This is a genomic window from Acidimicrobiales bacterium, from assembly GCA_041394265.1.
Lineage (GTDB): Bacteria > Actinomycetota > Acidimicrobiia > Acidimicrobiales > SZUA-35 > JBBQUN01.
The window spans coordinates 3168496-3187059 of record JAWKIO010000005.1 but is presented as its reverse complement, the minus strand read 5'-3'; the positions used below and the strand labels follow the sequence as shown (position 1 = coordinate 3187059).

The 18564-nt window shown below is 67.7% G+C and carries 18 protein-coding genes; 5 read left to right on the top strand and 13 right to left on the bottom strand.

What is annotated here, in order from left to right; all coding sequences use genetic code 11:
* Positions 1 to 113: 113 nt before the first annotated feature.
* Together dapE and R2733_15615 are read right to left on the bottom strand one after the other, a co-directional pair.
* Complete coding sequence (dapE, locus tag R2733_15620; GenBank protein ID MEZ5377936.1) at positions 114 to 1181, bottom strand: succinyl-diaminopimelate desuccinylase; 1068 nt, start codon at positions 1179 to 1181, stop codon at positions 114 to 116.
* Positions 1182 to 1190: 9 nt separating this feature from the next.
* Positions 1191 to 1787, bottom strand: a complete 597-nt coding sequence (locus tag R2733_15615) for a DUF3995 domain-containing protein (protein MEZ5377935.1) — start codon at positions 1785 to 1787, stop codon at positions 1191 to 1193.
* Positions 1788 to 1809: 22 nt separating this feature from the next.
* Between R2733_15615 and R2733_15610 the strand changes: the two genes are divergently transcribed.
* Entirely contained in the window at positions 1810 to 2388 is a 579-nt protein-coding gene (locus tag R2733_15610) for a TetR/AcrR family transcriptional regulator (protein MEZ5377934.1), read from the top strand.
* Between the two features lie 28 nt (positions 2389 to 2416).
* Here R2733_15610 and R2733_15605 read toward each other — a convergent pair whose 3' ends face one another.
* The gene (locus R2733_15605) at positions 2417 to 3259 is read right to left on the bottom strand and encodes a 2,3,4,5-tetrahydropyridine-2,6-dicarboxylate N-succinyltransferase (GenBank protein MEZ5377933.1); all 843 of its coding nucleotides are present in this window, start codon (positions 3257 to 3259) and stop codon (positions 2417 to 2419) included.
* A 114-nt stretch (positions 3260 to 3373) separates the two neighbouring features.
* On the opposite strand from R2733_15605, the gene R2733_15600 reads away from it, so the two are divergent.
* Positions 3374 to 5167, top strand: coding sequence for a PQQ-dependent sugar dehydrogenase (locus R2733_15600; protein ID MEZ5377932.1), 1794 nt, complete (start codon positions 3374 to 3376; stop codon positions 5165 to 5167).
* A gap of 70 nt (positions 5168 to 5237) precedes the next feature.
* On the opposite strand, the gene R2733_15595 is transcribed toward R2733_15600, so the two are convergent.
* The 7 genes from R2733_15595 to R2733_15565 all read right to left on the bottom strand — a co-directional run bounded on the left by R2733_15595 (position 5238) and on the right by R2733_15565 (position 12715).
* Entirely contained in the window at positions 5238 to 6347 is a 1110-nt protein-coding gene (locus R2733_15595; protein ID MEZ5377931.1) for an aminotransferase class I/II-fold pyridoxal phosphate-dependent enzyme, read from the bottom strand.
* The gene (gene hflX, locus R2733_15590; GenBank protein MEZ5377930.1) at positions 6347 to 7837 is read right to left on the bottom strand and encodes a GTPase HflX; all 1491 of its coding nucleotides are present in this window, start codon (positions 7835 to 7837) and stop codon (positions 6347 to 6349) included. The genes R2733_15595 and hflX overlap by 1 nt, the downstream gene beginning before the upstream one ends.
* Positions 7837 to 8715 carry a diaminopimelate epimerase gene (gene dapF / locus R2733_15585; protein MEZ5377929.1) on the bottom strand — a complete coding sequence of 293 codons (879 nt, stop codon included), beginning with the start codon at positions 8713 to 8715 and terminating at the stop codon, positions 7837 to 7839. The genes hflX and dapF overlap by 1 nt, the downstream gene beginning before the upstream one ends.
* Before the next feature lie 16 nt (positions 8716 to 8731).
* Entirely contained in the window at positions 8732 to 9640 is a 909-nt protein-coding gene (gene miaA / locus R2733_15580; GenBank protein ID MEZ5377928.1) for a tRNA (adenosine(37)-N6)-dimethylallyltransferase MiaA, read from the bottom strand.
* A complete protein-coding gene (locus R2733_15575; GenBank protein ID MEZ5377927.1) occupies positions 9637 to 10395 on the bottom strand; it encodes a phosphotransferase in 759 nt (252 codons plus the stop codon). The genes miaA and R2733_15575 overlap by 4 nt, the downstream gene beginning before the upstream one ends.
* A 30-nt stretch (positions 10396 to 10425) precedes the next feature.
* Positions 10426 to 11199 (bottom strand): hypothetical protein, encoded by a 774-nt coding sequence (locus tag R2733_15570; protein ID MEZ5377926.1) that lies wholly within the window; start codon positions 11197 to 11199, stop codon positions 10426 to 10428.
* A gap of 211 nt (positions 11200 to 11410) precedes the next feature.
* Positions 11411 to 12715 (bottom strand): inositol-3-phosphate synthase, encoded by a 1305-nt coding sequence (locus tag R2733_15565; GenBank protein ID MEZ5377925.1) that lies wholly within the window; start codon positions 12713 to 12715, stop codon positions 11411 to 11413.
* A gap of 61 nt (positions 12716 to 12776) precedes the next feature.
* Between R2733_15565 and R2733_15560 the strand changes: the two genes are divergently transcribed.
* Together R2733_15560 and R2733_15555 are read left to right on the top strand one after the other, a co-directional pair.
* Positions 12777 to 13652: a LysR family transcriptional regulator gene (locus R2733_15560; protein MEZ5377924.1), complete on the top strand. Its 876-nt coding sequence runs from the start codon at positions 12777 to 12779 to the stop codon at positions 13650 to 13652.
* A 92-nt stretch (positions 13653 to 13744) separates the two neighbouring features.
* Positions 13745 to 14200, top strand: a complete 456-nt coding sequence (locus tag R2733_15555; GenBank protein MEZ5377923.1) for a GNAT family N-acetyltransferase — start codon at positions 13745 to 13747, stop codon at positions 14198 to 14200.
* A 90-nt stretch (positions 14201 to 14290) separates the two neighbouring features.
* On the opposite strand, the gene R2733_15550 is transcribed toward R2733_15555, so the two are convergent.
* From R2733_15550 to R2733_15540, 3 genes are all read right to left on the bottom strand, one after another.
* The gene (locus tag R2733_15550; GenBank protein ID MEZ5377922.1) at positions 14291 to 15487 is read right to left on the bottom strand and encodes a hypothetical protein; all 1197 of its coding nucleotides are present in this window, start codon (positions 15485 to 15487) and stop codon (positions 14291 to 14293) included.
* 103 nt (positions 15488 to 15590) lie between these two features.
* The gene (miaB, locus tag R2733_15545) at positions 15591 to 17030 is read right to left on the bottom strand and encodes a tRNA (N6-isopentenyl adenosine(37)-C2)-methylthiotransferase MiaB (GenBank protein ID MEZ5377921.1); all 1440 of its coding nucleotides are present in this window, start codon (positions 17028 to 17030) and stop codon (positions 15591 to 15593) included.
* A gap of 40 nt (positions 17031 to 17070) precedes the next feature.
* Positions 17071 to 18060 (bottom strand): TIGR03560 family F420-dependent LLM class oxidoreductase, encoded by a 990-nt coding sequence (locus tag R2733_15540; GenBank protein ID MEZ5377920.1) that lies wholly within the window; start codon positions 18058 to 18060, stop codon positions 17071 to 17073.
* A gap of 59 nt (positions 18061 to 18119) precedes the next feature.
* Here R2733_15540 and R2733_15535 point away from each other — a divergent pair, with 59 nt between their 5' ends.
* Positions 18120 to 18557 (top strand): MarR family winged helix-turn-helix transcriptional regulator, encoded by a 438-nt coding sequence (locus R2733_15535; GenBank protein MEZ5377919.1) that lies wholly within the window; start codon positions 18120 to 18122, stop codon positions 18555 to 18557.
* The last annotated feature ends 7 nt before the right edge of the window (positions 18558 to 18564 follow it).

Here is an 18564-nt window from a genome sequence, read left to right as displayed (position 1 = left end):
CGAGCCCACCTCGGCGAACTGTCGACACTGGAGCCCGATTCTGAGCTTCAGTGTCGACAGTTCGCTTTGCGTGGGCTGCAGGGCCGAGAGTTCGGCCCCGCCCGGCGGGAGCGTCAGGCGGTGAGGAGGTGGTGGAGGGCCGACCAGGTGCGCTCAATCGAGCGGCGCTGGAGGTGCTCGTCCTTGGTGTGGGCGATCTCGGGGTCGCCGGAACCGAAATTGGTGGCCGGGATCCCGATCGCCGCCAGACGAGCGACGTCGGTCCAACCCAGCTTGGCTCGAATGGCCGGCGGGCCCGAGGAGCCTCCTTCGACCAGACGCTGGAGTATGGGATGGGTCAGCGACGGGGCGCAGGCCAGCGACCGATCGATCACTTCGACCGCGTCACCGTCGTCGAGATGCGGGGCGAGCAGGTCGCGGACGAACGCCTCGGCCTCGGCATCGGTGCGATCGGGGGCGTAGCGATGGTGAATTCGAAGCATGGCTCGGTCGGGCACGACGTTGCCCGAGACCCCGCCCTCGACGTGGACGGCCTGGAGGGTCTCACCGAATGTGCAGCCATCGATCGTCGGGCGCCGTGACTCATACGCAGCGAGATCGGCCAAGATCGGCGCCAACCGATGCACCGCATTGCGCCCCCTCCAGGGACGGGCGGTGTGGGCCCGTGCACCAGCCAGCGTGACCTCGAACCGCAGGGCGCCCTGACAACCGGCCTCGATGTCGCCGTCGGTCGGCTCGCCGAGGATCGCACAGTCGGCGTGGAGCAGATCGGGCCGTTGGTCGATCAGCTCGACCAGACCGCTGTGGATACCCGCCACCTCTTCCCTGGCGTAGAAGACATAGGTGAGGTCGACCCAGGAATCGGTGACCGTTCGGGCGGCTTCCAAGAAGCAGGCGAGCCCGCCTTTCATGTCGGCCGAGCCCACACCCCACAAGGTGTCGCCGTCGATACGGGCAATGGCGTTGTCGTTGGCCGGAACGGTGTCGGAGTGGCCGGCGAGCATCAGTCGCATCGGCTTTCCCCACGAGGTACGAGCCACCAGGTTGTCGCCGATTCGCTCGACCTCGAGATGGTCGAGGGAGCGCAGCTCGGCTTCGAGCCAGTCGACGAAGGGACCCTCGTGGAACGACTCCGACGCCATGTTCACGAGGTCGGCAGTGAGCTGGAGCAGGTCGGTCACCTGCTCACTCTATTGGCGGTCGATCGCACCAACGGCCGAGTTGTCTGCCGTCGCGGGCCGCACGGCGAGCCACGCCAGCCCAGCGAGCACGACACACAGCGGCGAGTACAGCCGGAGATCCCAGTGACGAAACTCCTCGGTCGCCTCGCCGAGCCCGAACGACGACACCACCAAGCCACCAACTCCTCGAAGTGCCAGCACTGCCGGCACACCGATCGCCGCGATACGCCGCAACCGACCCAGCGGCGTGGAAGGTGCCGTGTGCTCGTGATCGAGCCGACGGGCTTCGAGACCGACCAGCCCCGCACCGACGGCGATCAACCCCACGACGCCGAGTGTCATGGGAGCAGAGGGAAACGGCCGAACGCCCACCACGAGATCGGCGAGTTCGTTGCGTGAAGCCGCAGGCCACGAGCTCCCCGTCGCCCAGAGCGCATGGATGGCACCGGCGGCGGCCAACCCGGTCAGCGCTGCGTTGGACGCCCGTCGACGAACCTCACGGTCGCGCCGATCGCCCCCCTGCGTACCGGCCATACCGTCCGGTACGGGCACCTCCGACGCCTCCACCGTTCCCGTCACCGCTTCCATACGCTTCAGTATGTTCATGTCCATACGCTAACGTACGGACATGTCAGCTGCCAAGACCTTGTTGCCATCGGATTGGGCCGTCGCCGCGCTCGAGGCGATCGCGACCGACGGGGTCGACAAGCTCTCGATCGAGCGATTGGCCAAACAGCTCGGCGTCACCAAGGGCAGTTTCTACTGGCACTTTGCCGACCGCGCCGCCCTCATCACTGCGGCCACCGAGGAGTGGGAGCGACAGGCGACCGACGAGGTCATCTCGGCGCTCAGCGAGATCGCCGATCCCCGGCAGCGGCTGCGCTCGCTGTTCGAGGTGAGCTTCGGTGACGACGCGCTCGGTCCGATCGACACGGCCCTCGCCTCACGAGCCGATGACCCGCTCCTCGGTGAGATCGTCCGCCGGGTCACCGCCAAGCGGCTGGCCTCGCTGGAATCGATCTTCGCCGAGATCGGGTTCACGCCGACGATCGCCCGGCGCCAGGCCCGCATCGCCTACGCCGCCTACCTCGGCCACTTCCAGATGGCCTCCGCGCTGGCCGACGACGACAACATCCTGGGAGGAGGCCGATCGGCGTATCTCGACCAGATGGTGCACACCCTGGCTCGGGAATCGACCAGCCGCTGACCTCGGCCGAGCGCCGAGCCGTGAGGGCTCAGAGCGCCACGCCGTGGGTCCGGAGTGCGTCGTTCAGCGCCGTCTTGTCATGACGTTCGCCCTCCCCCAGCCGCTTGATCACGAGGGCGCACGGCAGTCCGAATGTGCCGCCGGGAAACTCACGGGGCCGGGTGGCGAACACGGCCACGCTCCAATCGGGAACGACGCCCCGACTGATCTCCTCGCCGGTCTCGGCATCGATCACCGGAATCGACGAGTTGAGGATCACCCCGGCACCGAGCACCGCTCCGGTACCGACCCGAGCCCCGCTCGTCACCATGCAGCGGCTCCCGATGAAGGCGTCGTCGCCGATCATCACCGGCGCAGCTTCGGCCGGTTCGAGCACGCCACCGATGCCGACGCCGCCGGCGAGATGTACGTTCGCGCCGATCTGGGCGCACGAGCCGACCGTGGCCCAGGTGTCGACCATCGAGTTCTCGCCAACGAACGAGCCGATGTTGCAGTAGCTGGGCATCAGTACGACGCCCGGCGCCTGATACGAGCCCCAGCGGGCCGACGCGCCGGGAACCACCCGCACCTCACGGGCTTCGTAGTCACGCTTGAGCGGGATCTTGTCGACGTACTCGAGCGGCCCCACCTCGACCGTGTCCATCGCCGAGAGGCGGAAGAACAGCAGGATGGCGTACTTCAACCACTCGTTCACGACCGGTGGCTCCCCGGCGATCCCGGGCTCGGCCACCCGCACGGCCCCGGTGTCGAGCAGTTCGATCGCCTGGACGACCGACGACACCGCGTCGAGGTCGTTGGCGGTGAGTTCGGAACGCCGCTGCCACAGTTCGTTGATGGTCGCAGCCAGCGCAGTGGTGGAGGAATCGGCCATCGCGGCACCGTAGCTCGGCGCCCATGATCGCTCCCGGATTTCGTGGCACGGCTCCCACACGGACTCGATCCGGGCCGCGGTCGATGGCGCAGCGACCTCCACTACCGTTCGGCGATGGCCCGTCTTCGCTCGCTCATCGCGGTGGTCGCCCTCGCCCTCGCCGCCACCACCCTCGCTCCCCCCACGCCTGCCGGCGCCGCCTCGCTCTACCAGGGTCGGTTCCCGACCGAGGAGGTCTTCGTCGACCAGGTGTACCGAGACTTCCTCTCCCGGGGGCCTGACCAGGCCGGTCTCAGCTACTGGTCGAACCAGCTCCGCAGCGGTGTGTCACCGGCCGCACTGGTCGAGTTCCTGCTGACCTCACCCGAGTTCGAGCAGAACACCGCGCCGATCGTGCGCCTCTACCACTCGATCCTCGATCGGACCCCCGACATCGACGGCCTGCGGTTCTGGGTCTCGCGCACGGCCTCGGGTATCCCGCTGGCCGACACAGCCGAGGCGATGCTCGACAGCGCCGAGTTCGAGGCGCTGGCGAATGCCGCCACGACCGACGAGGTGGTCACCGTGGTCTACGGCCGCTCCCTCGGCCGCACTCCCGATGCGGCCGGCCTCGCCTACTGGCGGGGTGAGATCGACGCCGGGCGGCTCACCCTCGGCGAGTTCATCGTGGTCGTTTCGGAGTCGGCCGAACACCAGGCGCTGCTCGGGGGTGAGGTCACCTCCACCCTCATCTATGTCGGCATGCTGCAGCGAGTCCCCGAACCCGGCGGCCTCGACTACTGGACCGGCCTCCTCGACGACGGTGAACCCATCCGCAACGTCGCCGGCGCCTTCCTCGAGCAGCCAGAGTGGCAGAACCGGTTCGCCACGACCCCGACCTTCACGGTCTCGTCGATCGCCGGGTTCGACCACCCATGGGACGTCGACTCGCTGCCCGACGGCACCATCATCGCCACCGAGCGGAGCGGTCGACTGGTCGCCATCGCCGACCGGGCCACCGCCACCACGATCACGGCCGACTTTGCCGACCTGTATGCCCAGGGTGAGACGGGACTGATGGGTGTTGCGGTGGATCCCAACTTCACGTCGAACCGCCGGATCTACACGTGTCAGGGCTACCGCAAGACCGGCGAGACGTCGGACATCCGGGTCGTGGCATGGACCCTCGACGCCGGGGTCACCCAAGCGACGAAGGTCGGCCCTCTCGTGACCGGTCTCCCGCTGTCGTCGGGGCGCCACGGCGGCTGCCAGCTCGAGTTCGCCTCCGACGGCACCCTCTTCATCGGCACCGGTGACGCCGCCGTCGGCACCACGCCGCAAGACCTGTCATCACTCGGCGGCAAGACGCTCCGGGTCAATGCCAGCGACGGTTCGCCCGCGGCGGGCAACCCGTTCCTGACGTCGTCGAACCCGAACACCCGCCTCATCTACACCTACGGTCACCGCAACGTGCAGGGCCTCAGCGAGCGCCCCGGCACCTCCGAGATGTGGTCGGTCGAGCACGGTCCGAGCCGTGATGACGAGATCAATCGTCTCGTCGCCGGTGGCAACGCCGGGTGGAACCCCGTGCCCGGCTACAACGAGGGCGTCTCGATGACGAACACCTCGCTTCCCAACACCTTCAGCGCTGCGTACTCGACCGGCTCGCCCACCCTGGCGCTCTCGGGAGGCGAGTGGGTGACCGATCCGGCGTGGGGCGCCTACCGCAACGGGCTTGCGGTCACCGCGCTCAAGGCCAGCCGGCTCCAGGTCTACTTCTTCAACGCCGAGGGCCTGTCGCTCGGTCGCTCACCGGTGCTGTGGAGCGGCGGTCGCATGCGCGGCGTCCACGAAGCGGCTGACGGATCGATCTGGGTCACGTCCGACAACGGCAACAACGACACCATCACGGTGCTCACTCCCAACTGACGGGCAGCGGCCAGCGGGATCGTGCGCCCGGCCGCCGGCCAGCCTGTCATCGAAGCAGCCAGTCAGCCGGTCAGTCGGCGAGACGGTCGAGGGCGAGTTGGAGCCGCTCGGTCGGCTGCACCACGGCGATGCGCACGTGGCCGGCACCGGCGTCGCCGTAGAACTCGCCGGGGCTGACCAGCACACCAGCCTCGCGAGCCAGCAACTCGGCGAAACCCCAGGCGTCGCCTTCAGGCGCAGGCGCCCAGAGGTAGAACCCACCGCCAGGCAGGGCGGCGTCGACGCCGAGACTGGCGACGAGCTTCTGCGCCATCTGCAGCCGCTCGAGATAGCGGGCCTTCTGCACCTCGACGTGCTCCTGGTCGCCGAACGAGACGATCGCCGCCGCCTGGACCGGCCCCGGCACCATGAACCCTGCGTGCTTGCGGAGCTCGGACAGGTAGTGGACCAGCTCAGGGTCGCCACCGTAGAACCCGGCGCGAGCGCCAGCGAGATTCGATCGCTTCGAAAGCGAGTGCACGGCGACGACGCCGTCGGAGCCGTGTTCGAGGATCGACCGCGGCGGACCGTCCCAGGTGAACTCGATGTAACACTCGTCGGAGAACACCGGCACGTCGTTGGCCCGGCCCCAAGCTGCGGCGGCGCCGAGGTCATCGATGCCGCCGGCCGGGTTGCCCGGCGTGTTCACCCACAGGCACAGTGCTCGGGCGGCATCGGCCGGATCGATCTGGGACAGGTCGATCCGCCAGTGCTCGTTGACCGGAACCGGCACCGCTCGGCATCCGGCCAGCGTGGCGCCCATCGCATAGCTCGGGTAACTGATCGCCGGATAGAGCACGGTGTCGCGGTCGGGCGTACGTAGCTTGAGCCATTGGGGCAGGCCCGCAACGAACTCCTTGGTGCCGATGGCGGCGGCCAGATGGGCCGGGTCGAGATCGGAGCCGACCAGCCGGTTCAACCAGTCGGCGGCCGCCTGGCGGAAGGCCGGGGTACCGATCGACGGCGGGTAGCCGCGCTCGGCGTTGGAATGACCGAGTCCCTCGACCACCGCCGCCGGCGGCGGGTCGAACGGTGTGCCGATCGACAGATCGATCATGCCGCCCGCGTGCGCCTCGGCCAGAGGCTTCAGCGTGTCGAGCCGATCGTAGGGGTAGGGAGGAGGAACGAATCCCTGGTTCATCACAGACCTTCGATCGTCGGGTCGCTGTCGGTCGAGCCGACGGCCTCGCCGATGAATGGGAGCACGGGAGCGTCGCCGACGGTGGCGACGATGTAGTCCTGCATACGCAGTGCCGAGGCATGTTCCAGCCGGGCCCGCACGGCGATGCCCGACGACTCCGACACCTCCGACAGCACCTCGCCTTCGCGATGGGTGGCGGCCAGCATGTCGCCCCGGCTGTAGGGGATGAAGAGGTCGTAGACCGAGGAGTTGGCCCGCAGCGCAACGGCGATGGCCTCGAGCACATCGTCGAGTCCTGCGCCGGTCGCGGCCGATACGGCCACCGACCCGGGATGGTGACGCACGAGTCGCTCGGCGGCAACGGGATCGAGGTCGGCCTTGTTGAACACGAGCAGCTCCGGCACGTCGACCGCGCCGATCTCGGACAGCACCGTGCGCACGGCCTGCATGTGACCGGCCGGATCGGGACCCGACGCGTCGACCACGTGCACGAGGAGGTCGACCTCGGCCGCGACCTCGAGCGTCGACTTGAAGGCCTCGACGAGCTGGTGCGGCAACTTCTTCACGAACCCGACGGTGTCGGTCATGAGGATCGTCTCACCGCCGGGAAGCTGGGTCTGGCGGGTGGTGGGGTCGAGGGTGGCGAACAGCCGATCCTCGCTCTTGACATCGGATCCGGTGATCGCGTTGAGCAGGGTGGACTTGCCCGCGTTCGTGTACCCGACGATCGACACGCTCCGGAACGGTGAACGACGACGGGCCTTGCGCTGGTTGGCTCGACGGTCGGTGATGCCCCGAAGATCCCGCTCCAGCTTGTGCATGCGGCGGACGAGGCGGCGGCGGTCGACTTCGAGCTGGGTTTCACCGGGACCTCGGGTGCCGATGCCACCGCCCTGCTGGCTGAAGTCCTTCTTGCCCCGCAGCCGCGGCAGGTTGTAGCGGAGCTGGGCCAGCTCGACCTGGGTCTTGCCCTCCATCGACGTGGCGTGCTGGGCGAAGATGTCGAGGATCACGGCGGTTCGGTCGAGTGCGGTGCGCTTGAGGATCCGTTCGAGGTTGAACTGTTGGGCCGGGGTGAGTTCGTCGTCGAACACCACGGTGTCGGCGTCGTGCATGAGGGCCGACTCGAGGATTTCGTCGACCTTGCCCTTGCCCACGAACGTGGCGGGGTCGGGCCGGTCGCGCCGCTGGATGACCCGATCGATCTCATCGGCACCGGCGGTGTCGATGAGCAACGCGAGCTCGTCGAGCGATGCCTGCGTGTCTTCTTCGGTCTGGCCCTCGCGGATCATGCCAACGAGGACGATGCGCTCACGGAAGCTCCGATCGAGGAAGCCGGCCCGGATCTCGCCGCCGTACTCGCCGAAGGCGCCACGGTGTGACTCCTCCTTGTCGAATGCATCGCCGTCGAATGCGTTGCCATCGACCGCATCGGGGTCGGGTTGATCGATGTCGAGACGATCGTTGTCGTCGAACGGACCAGTTGGCATCAAACCTCTTCGAGTGTGTCGTTGGTGGATGGATCGGCAGCGACGGCGCCGGCGGTTGCATCTGCCGAATCGACGTTGCCGATCACGATGTCGGCGATCAGGGTGGTGGGACCGGTGAGCAGCAGGTTGCCGTTCGAGTGCCGCTCGACGGTGGCGGTTCCGCCCGGCATGGCGACCTCGACCACGGGACCGGTGAGGCCCCAGTCGATCGACGCCGCCGCGGCAGCGCAGGCACCCGAACCACAGGCTTCGGTGATACCCGCGCCTCGTTCCCAGACCCGGAGATCGAGCGAGTGGTCGGAGGTGACCGAGATCAGGTGGACGTTGAGTCCCTGCGGGTAGCGGGACTCGACCGCCGGGCCGACCACGGCGAGATCGTGGGCGTCGGGGTTGGCGACCACTGCGACCAGGTGGGGATTGCCGATGTCGAGCCCGGCCTGGCGCTCGACATCGACACCGAGTGATGCCCAGTCGTCGAACGTTGGCGGACCGGGGCGAACCTCGCCCATGTCGGCACGGACCTGCGCCTCGGTGCCGTCGATGCTGATGATGTCGAGCGTGCGGCGACCGGCATCGGTGTCGACCTCGAACCGAGTGGGGGCCGGGCTTCCGGTGTAGCGGGCGAGGGCCTGCCCGACCGCCCGTACGCCATTGCCGGAGATCTCGGCGCTGCTCCCATCGGAGTTGCGCAGCACCATCGTCCACACCCCGGGCTCGTCGGCGTTGGGGCTCAGTGAGATGAGTCCATCGGCGCCGATCCCGCGATGACGATCGCACCAGGCAACGGCGTCGGCGGGCGTCAGTGGACGCGACGGGTCGACGGCGATCAGGAAGTCGTTGCCGAGCGCAACGTGTTTGGTGAGAAAAACAGCAGTCAAGACGTACAGTCTCGCATCACTTTGCGGATTCGCCCCACCAGTTTCCGACCTGCTCGACCAGATCGGGGGCCAAAGCATCGAACCAGCGGATGCGGGGATCGCGTCGGAACCAGCGCTGCTGCCGGCGGGCGAAGCGCCTCGTCCGCCGCTTGGCCTCGTCGAGCGCGTCGTCCAGCGAGCACTCACCGTCGAGGTGAGCGGCCAATTCCTTGTAGCCCAGCGCCTGGGCTGCGGTCTTCGACCAGCCGTCGGCCCGCACGTTTGCGACCTCGTCGAGGAACCCGGCCGCCATCTGCTCGTCGTAGCGGGCATCGATGCGACGATCCATCTCGTCGCGGTCGATCTCGAGCCCGGCCTGGGCGAAGCGGGTCTCGCCATAGGCGTCCACACCGGGACCGAAGCTGGAGAACGGCTGCCCCGATCCGATCGTGACCTCGAGCGCACGCACGATCCGGCGCCGGTTCGTCGGCAGCATCTTGTCGGCCGCCGCCGGGTCGAGCTCGCGCAACCGCAGCCACAGCGACTCGGTGTCGGGGTCGGCGTCGAGTTCGGCCGCCACCGCAGGGAACTGGGGTGGGATGTCGAATCCGTCGACCACCGCCCGCACGTAGAGCCCGGTCCCGCCGACGAGCACCGGGGTGATGGAGCGCCGCTCCAGGTCGTCGAGCACGGCGACGACCTCGTCGGCGAAACGCGACACGGCGTAGTCCTCGGTGGGATCGACCACGTCGACCAGGTGATGCGGCACGAGCGCACGATCGGCCGGCGAGGGTTTTGCCGTTCCCACGTCCATCGTCCGGTACACCGCCATGGCGTCGGCCGACACGATCTCGATCGACCCGGGTTCGGCCAGAGCCAGCTGGAGGGCGAGCGACGACTTGCCGGCCGCCGTCGGCCCGACGATGACGAGCGGCGGCCTGGTCATGGCAGCAAGAAGTTGGCGAGGAGGTAGTGGTCGATCCGCACCAGATCGGGATCGAGGTCGTACGCCTCGAAGAACGCAAACACGGCGTCGGGCCCGAAGTTGCGATGGATGCTGTATTGGGCAACCGCCAGATCGAGGTGGCGATCGGCCAACCGCAGCCGACCCACATCAACCCAGCCGACCACACCGGGATCGATGAGCAGGTTCGGCAGCGACGGATCACCGTGGCACAGCACGATGTCTTCGGTTCCCGGGCGACCCTCGCGCCAGATCTCGGCCAGACGCTCGGCGTCATAGCGGGCGTAGGGGTCGGGCAACGTCGACGGGTCGAGGTCGGCGATGGAGGCGGTGACGTCGGCGGCCAGGTCGTCCCAGCCGGCGGCGAAGGGGAAGTCGTCGACGTCGACCACCTGGTCGTGAAGCTGACGCAAGGCCCGTGCCAGCGTGGCGGGAACGCCCTGCATGTCGCCGTGGGCATCGACTCGGTGGGCGGCGTGTCCTGCGAGCCGAGTGGTCACGAGCCAGTCGCTGTCGGCCGCGCCCGACACCAGTTCGACGGTGGCGGTGGGGGCTCGTTCGGCCAGCCAGCGGTAGCGGTCGGCCAGTGCGGTCCCGGCGCCCGAGGGATGCTGCGACACCACTCGGTTCCCAGCGAACCAGACGTGCGAGCCTCGATTGTTGGTGGGCTCGATCGCCTCCCACGACTCGAGCGGGCCGACCGTGGCCACGACGTCGTCAGGAGGGGTGATGGGCATCGTTGCAGCGTAGGTCGGCCTCGCTCGGGATCACCGACAGTTGTCGCACCGGTCGATCAACGACAGCAACGCCCCTGCCACGGTGATCGGGTCGACCACGATATGGAGGTGCTCGCCGTCGAGCCGGGCGACCTGCCAGCCAGCTTCCTTCGCCCGTTCGTACGCCGGCTCGTAGGCCTTGCCGGTGGCGAGGAAGGCCCAGCGGACCGACTCGGGGAGCTCCGGCACCTCGATCCCCTGGTCGAACAACGCACGAGGCACGGCCTTGGCCTCGGAAAAGATCCGCTTCCGGACCTCGTCGCTCGGGATCATGTCGAGGATCATCGAGCCCCACCAGCGATGCCACGGCGGTAGGTAGTCGTTGGGCCGCACCATGCCGTCGAGCAGGTCACGCAACGGCGGATCGGCGTCGATCGGCGACTGCCCGTCGACCCACGGGAACCGACCGTTGACGGCGATGAGCGCTCGCACGTCGTGCCCCCGATCGATCAGGCGTCGGGCCACCAGCGGGAGGCGAGGACACGACGCCGAGTGCGCCACCAACACCAGCGGACTGTGGGCCGACTTTTCGACCTCGTCGACGACGTGATCGACCCACGGACCGATGTGATCGGGGTCGCGAGGGGTCGTGGTGGTGGTCGTGGTGGAGACGCTCTCGTAGCCCAGCCGACCGAGGACCTCGCCGACGCCGTGCCAGGTTTCGGGACCGAGGAGGTAGCTGGGAATGAGGACGAACGTCAGCGGACCGCGGTCGGGAACAGCAGCAGAGGTTGGGGGACTCACCTCGAATTGGTTGTCGCTCACGTGGACTCCGGCTGCGGCCTGTCTCAGCAGCTGGTGTGACCATAGTCACGGCCCCCGCGATCACCAAAGCCCGAGGCCAACGCCCCGGGCTCCAGCGCACCAACGTCAGTTGTCGTTCAGGCGACGAACCGCAGCAGGGAGACCTCAACCTGCTTCGCGGGAACCCTTCGGGTTCCTTTGCCAATGCTTCGCATTGGCCAACGCTCGGCCGTCAGCCGGCCTCGCTGTGGGTGACGGGTTCTTCGCCCATCCATTCGCGCAGGGTGTTCTTGAGCTTGGTCTGCTGGATGAACAGATCCTGTTCGGCCGGCTGGTCACCGGCGGCCTGCGGGGCCTTGAGGTAGAAGCTGAGCCACTCCTGCACGCCGGACTGGCCGGCGCGGCCGGCGAGGTCCATGAACAGCGCCAGGTCGAGCACGATCGGGGCGGCCAGGATCGAGTCGCGGCACAGGAAATCGATCTTGATCTGCATGGGGTAACCCATCCAGCCGAAGATGTCGATGGCGTCCCAGCCCTCCTTGTTGTCACCACGCGGCGGGTAGTAGTTGATCCGCACGACGTGGTCGATGTTGCCGTAGAGGTCGGGGTAGGTCTCGGGCTGGAGGATGCCGTGGAGCACGCCCAGCTTCGACTCTTCCTTGGTCTTGAAGTTCTCCGGCGCGTCGAGCACCTCGCCGTCGCGGTTGCCGAGGATGTTGGTCGAGTACCAGCCGCGGAGGCCGAGCATGCGGGCCTTGAGACCCGGAGCGATGAGGGTCTTCATGAGGGTCTGGCCGGTCTTGAAGTCCTTGCCGGCGATCGGCACGCCGAGCTTCTTCGACAGTTCGATCATGCAGGGCAGGTCGGTCGACAGGTTCGGGGCGCCGTTGGCGAAGGGCACGCCGGACTGGAGTGCGGCGTAGACGTAGAGCTGGCTCGGCGAGATGTTCTCGTCGTTGGCCTTCATTCCGGCCTCGAACGACTCGATCGAGTCGTGCACGGCCGATGGCTGCTGGAAGGCCTCGGTCGAGCCACACCACACCATGACGAGACGATCGCAGCCGTTCTCGGTGCGGAAGTTCTCGATGTCGGCCATGAGCGCCATGGCCTGATCCCACTTGTTGTCGATCTGCTTGACGCGGGTGCCCTCGAGGCGGCTCACCCACTTCTGATCGAAGACGGCGTCCATGGCGACGATGCCTTCGAGTTCCGCCGAGATGGGAGCGAGGTCCTTCTCCTCGAGCACGCCGCAGGTGCGGGCGGCCTCGAGCGCGTTGGGCGAGATGGGGTCCCAACCGCCGAAGACGATGTCGTCGAGCGACGCCAGCGGCACGAAGTCCCGGATCAGCGGCGCACGGCCCTCTTCGCGCTTGCCGAGTCGGATGTGCGCCATCTGGCTCACGGAGCCGAGGGGCGGCTTGCCCGAGGCGCGGGCGGCCAACACACCGGCGATGAAGGTGGAGGAAACGGCGCCCATGCCCGGGGTGAGAATGCCGAGCTTGCCCGTGGCGGGCGCAATGTCGAGAGGTTCAGTCATGGACCAAAGAATAAGGAGAGGTGATGCTCATCGTGATTCACTTCAGCAATACTTCACAATGATGCAGGAGCACCCGCCACTTCTCCCCCTCACGATCCAACAGCTGCACTACCTCGCCACCGTCGCCGAGCAGCCGACCTGGGCCGCCGCCGCGACCGAACTCGGCGTGTCGCCCTCGGCCCTGAGCCAGGGTCTGGCCGAACTCGAACGCCGCATCGGCGTCACGCTCTTCACCCGCAGTGGTCGTCGCCGCGAGCTCGCCCCGGGCGCCGACGAGGTGGTGGCCTACGCCCAACGAGTGATCGCACAAACCCGCGAGCTCGGTCAGTGGGCGGCCTCGGTCCGCAGTGGGTCGGCCGGTCGGCTGCGGGTCGGCATGATCGACGCGGCGGCCGTCGAGCATTTTCCCGGTGCCCTGGCGGCGTTCCGGGCCGAGCGGCCCGACGTCGACCTGCGGCTCACCGTTGCCCCTTCGGGTACCTTGCTGGAGCAGCTGCGGGCTGCCGAACTCGACGTCGCCGTGGTGGTCGACCCTCCCCCACCCAGCGACGACCTCGAACTGTCACCCCTCATCGAGGAAGACCTCGCCCTCTACGCTCCGGCCGGTGCAGCGGTCGGCGATGCGCCGAGCTGGGGACCGTTCGTGTTGTTCCCCGAGGACTCCCACACTCGGCGCACCATCGTGGCGGCGCTCCACGAGCGTGGCGCCACCGTCGACGTGGTGGCCGTGTCGCACCAGCCCGAGGTGCTACGAACGATGGTCGAGCTCGGACTCGGGTGGACGGTCCTGCCGGTGGCGCAGGCCGAGTCCGGCCCCTCGCCACTCCGCCGGGCGATCAAGGAGCCGCTCGGTCGCCGACGGCTCGTCGCAGCGCGGCGCCGGGGCTCGATCACCCAGCCGGCAACCCAGGCATTGATCGCGGCCCTGGCGACGTGAGCCATTGGCGGCGACGCCGCCCGCTTTCACCCGGCCCTCTCACTCGGCCGTCGCCGGGTCGCACGCCGTCGGTCGCGCCGTACCCTGCGCCCATGGCTGACGACGACATCGGACCGATCGAGTTCGCCGACGACGAGGTCGTGCCGATCGCCGATCTCGTTGCCCTCTACGAGGCCGTCGGTTGGTTGATCCAGGCGGCCGATCCCGATGCCCTGGCCCGAGCGGTCGACCGCTCCACCTACGTCACGACCGCACGCGACGCCGACGGTCAGCTGATCGGCCTGGCCCGCTGCTTGTCCGACGACGTCTCGATCATGTACCTCCAGGACGTCCTGGTGCACCCCGACCACCAGCGGGCCCGCATCGGCACGGTCCTGGTCGGCGCCTGCCTGCATCGGTTCGAACACGTACGGCGCATGGTGCTGATGACCGACGACGAAGCCGGACAGCACGAGTTCTACCGCTCCTTGGGCTTCACGAATCTCGCCGATCTCGCGCCGCTGAACCTCCACACCTTCGTGAAGATCTCCGCCCTTCCGCCTTCCTGACTGCTCCAGGTCCCAACCGGCACGCAACGCTGGTGCCGCGAGCATCAAAACGAGGCTCCCAGCACCAAAGTTGGTCGATCAGCTCGGAGATCAGCGGGCGGACAGACCACACCTGCGACGGAGTTCGGCTTCCAGCGCGATGGCATCGTTGCGGGTGAACGATCCCCCGAGGCCGACGGGAAGCATCGAGCCGTAGGGCCGGGCGCCAGGCTGGTCGCTGTGGCGGTGCACGGTCAGGAACCAGTGGTTTGCGTTGGTCGAGGTGCCATCGACCGTGACGCCCGACGATCGGGTGCTCACATCGATCGTCTTGATGTCGGCCCGAGGGATGGTCAGCGTCCGAGTACGGCCACGATCGACGGTGAGCCCCGAGGCATCGACGATCAGCTTGAACTTCGATCCGGTCATGAAGGCTCGGTCGATGCCGAGCCCGATCAACAGGTAGAGCAACGGCGCGAACATCGACAGCACCATGGCGTCGAGACCGTCGTCTCGGACACTGACCGCAGCGACAATGGCGAAACCCAAGAAGGTGACAGCGAGCCCGATACGAAAGCGTCGGCGGTTGCGGACGGCGTTGTCTCCACGAGGCACCATCCACGTGAGGCGGTCGGGCGACGCCTCGACGGCTCCCCGCAACGCCACGGGACCAGCGCCGGCGGCCGTGGCCGGCGTGTGACCTTCGGTGGCAGCGACAGAGCCGGCAGCGAGGTGCGAGGGCGATGGCGCCGCGGCGTGGGGCGCTGCCGGTGCGACCGAGGGATTGGCCCAGGCAAGGAAGCGAAGCAACTGGACCTCGAGGGCTTCGATCTGGTCGGCCGGCAGGTTCACGTAGGACGCCAGCGGGGTCAGCTCGGTGTGCCATCCGCCTGCCGGACTCACGGCTTCGATCGACCAGCACCAATGGGGTCGGCCCGTGCGTTGCCGTACCTCGATCGATGAGACCGTGCGCAGATCGAGGGTCGACGCCGATCCACCTTCCGCCACCGAGAGCAGGCCGTTCCGATCGATGCTGAGGGCGGCGCTGCGTGCTTTGCGCGAGGCAGTTCGGGCCCAGAACCCCAGCGTGAGGAGCATGGCCCCCACGATGACGAGGAACCGGGTCGATCCTCCTTCGCCCAGGGCCGCGAGCACCACACCGGCGATGACCGCCAACCCTCCAGCAACCCACGTTGCGAGACCGAGGAGGCGTTCACGACGCGCCATTTCCTCGGTGATGACCGGCCGCCACGTGTACACCGCATCCGTCGGCGCGGCGGACGTCGACCCTCTCGGCTGCTCCTGCATTCTTGGCTCCCTCACCAGCGGATAGATCCGGCTCCCCATCACAGCACATCGTGTTGGGCGGACGGAAGCGGTTCGACCTGGCGACACCGCGACCGGGCGCGACTCAGTCGAGGGCGAGCACGGGAATCTTGGTGCGGTGGGTGGCGCGATGAGTGACCTCGACGAAGTCGCCGAGCATGTACTGATGCTTGGCGTCGGTGACCCGAACGTTGAGGTAGGTGCCGACCCGTCCGGCCCCTTGAGGGAGCGGCTCGGCCGAGAAGTGGACCAGCTTGTTCTGCGCCGTGCGACCGGTGAGCACCGCGGGGTCCTTCTTGGACGGGCCCTCGACGATGACCTCTTCGACCATCCCGATCCGAGCCCGATACTTGGCGAGCGCCGAACGCTCGATCACTGTGCGCAGCGCGGCGTAGCGCTCCTTGACGGCATCGGGGTCGCAGAAGTCCTCGACCATCTCGGCGGCCTCGGTGCCGGGGCGGGGCGAGTAGACGAACGTGTAGGCCGAGTCGTACTCGGCCGCTGCTGCGACCTCGAGCGTGCGCTCGAAATCGGCGTCGGTCTCGCCGGGGAAGCCGACGATGATGTCGGTGCTGACGGCGAGATCAGGGATCATCGAGCGGGCCTCGACCAGCTTCTCGAGGTAGCGCTCGGCGGTATAGCCCCGGTGCATGGCCGACAGGATCCGATCCGAACCCGACTGCAGCGGGAAGTGCAGGTGCGGCACGACGTTCGGCGTCTCGGCCATGGCGGCGTAGACGTCGGGGGTCATGTCCTTGGGGTGGGGGCTGGTGTAACGGACCCGGCGGATGCCGTCGATCCGACCCATCTCGCGCAGCAGCTGGGCGAACATCGGACGGATGCGGACGTCTTCACCGGCCTTGCGGGCGGCGAGCGTGAGGTCGCGACCGTAGGAGTTGACGTTCTGGCCCAGCAGCGTGATCTCGGTGACCCCCTCGGCCGCCGCCTGTTCTGCTTCGGCGATGATGTGGGCGATCGGCCGGCTGATCTCGGCACCGCGAACGGCAGGCACGATGCAGAAGGCACAATTGTTGTCGCAGCCGACCTGAATGGTCAGCCAGCCGGCGTAGTCGACGTTGCGCTTGGCCGGGAGCGCCGAGGCGAAGGCGGCATCGTCGTCGGCGTCGGCCTGATCCCAGATCTCGGTGATCGGGCCCTGCACGCGGGCCTTCGCCATGAGTTCGGTCGCCCGGTGCACGTTGTGCGTGCCGAAGACGACGTCGACATGGCCGGCCCGGCGCTGGATCTCGTCTTTGTCCTTCTGGGCGAGGCAGCCGCTGACGACGATCTGAAGGTTCGGGTTCTCCTGCTTGGCCACTTTCAGGTTGCCGAGCGCGCCATACAGCTTGTTGTCGGCGTTCTCCCGGATACAGCAGGTGTTCAGCACGACCACGTCGGCATCGGCCACCGCATCGGTGGCCGTGTAGCCGTCGGCCTCGAGCGATCCGGCGATGCGCTCGGAGTCGTGCTCGTTCATCTGGCAGCCGTAGGTCTTGACCAGGTAGCGCTTCGGGGAGTCAGCCATCACCCGGTCAAGGCTAGGGCCGGCACTCCCCAGCGCACGCTCAGCCGTCCAGGGCTCGGGTGAGCACCTCGCCCGCCATGGCCACGGCCTCGGTCGAATGCGCCGACGGCATGTTGACCACGAGACCGTCGAGCCCGAGCGCCATCAGGCGCTGGACCTGATCGGTCACCTCGTCGGGATCGCCGTAGATGACCCGGCCCAGCAGCTTCTCGGCGGCCGGGCGATCGTCGAGGATCGCCGGGTCGACACCCATGAACCGCAATCGACCGCTCAGCATCTCGACCGCTGCGTCGTGGGTCTCGGCGAGGGCGAGGAACCCGAGCGGGGTGACACTGATGTCGGACCGATCACGCCCGAGGTCGTCGAGATGCCCCTGGAGCGCCTCGAGCTTGCGAGGTACGTCGTCGAAGTTGGCGGTCATGTTGAGTTCGTTGGCGTACTGCGCCGCCAGGCGGAAGGTCTTGCGCTCCCCCTGCCCGCCGATGAGGATGCCGATGTCGCCGTTGATCGGGGCGGGTGAGTTGTAGGCGTCCTTCACCGAATGGTGGGTGCCCTCGTAGGTGGTGGACGGCTGGCGGAACATGCCCCGGCAGATCTCGAGCGCGTCGACCAAGTGCTCGTATCGCTCGCGAAGCGGCGGGAACTCGACACCCAGCGCATCGTGTTCGAGTTCGAACCAGGCAGCCCCGATACCCAGCAGGGCTCGACCGCCGGAGATCACGTCGAGCGCCGTGACCACCTTGGCCAGCACCGCGGGCTCGCGGTAGGTCACGCCGGTGACGAGCGTGCCGAGCCGGGCCGTCGACGTGCGAGCGGCGAGGGCGCCGAGCAACGTGTAGGCCTCGACCATCTCCTGGTCGGGCGTGCCCATCATCGGCAACTGGCAGAAGTGGTCCATCACGAACACCGTGTCGAACCCGGAGGTCTCGGCGGCGACTGCCTGGGCGGCCACCGCATCGAAGAGCTGCGCCGGTGCAACGTCGGCATAGGTGAAGTTGGGGATCTGGAAACCGAGCTTGGTGGCCTGCATCATCGAGAGTGTAGATCATCGAATTCTTCGATCATCTCGGTTCACTAGAATTTTGCCTCATGGACGATCCCATCCTGAGCTCTGCGGCGTACCTGCTGTTCAAGGCCGGCCACTACGTGCACCTCGAGATCGAGAAGGGGTTGGCAGAACTCGATTTGAGCCCACGAGAAATGCTCGTGCTGAGCTTCGTCGACCACCACGCCGGGTTGTCGCAACAGGAACTCAGCGAGCGACTCGGGCTCGATCCCACGATCGTCGTCGGCTTGGTCGACGGCCTCGAAGCGCGCGATCTCCTCACTCGGTCCAAGGACCCGGGCGATCGTCGCCGCAACGTCCTTGCGCTCACCACCGCCGGGGCCGCGCTGCGCAAGCAGGCGGTCGTATCGTTCGAGGCGTTGCAGGCGAACTTCCTCGAACCGCTGTCGGCGACGGATCGTGATCGACTCCGGCGTCTGCTCGCCGAGGTGCTCGAACCTCGAGTGCCCTGGCTGCGCTGAACCCGGC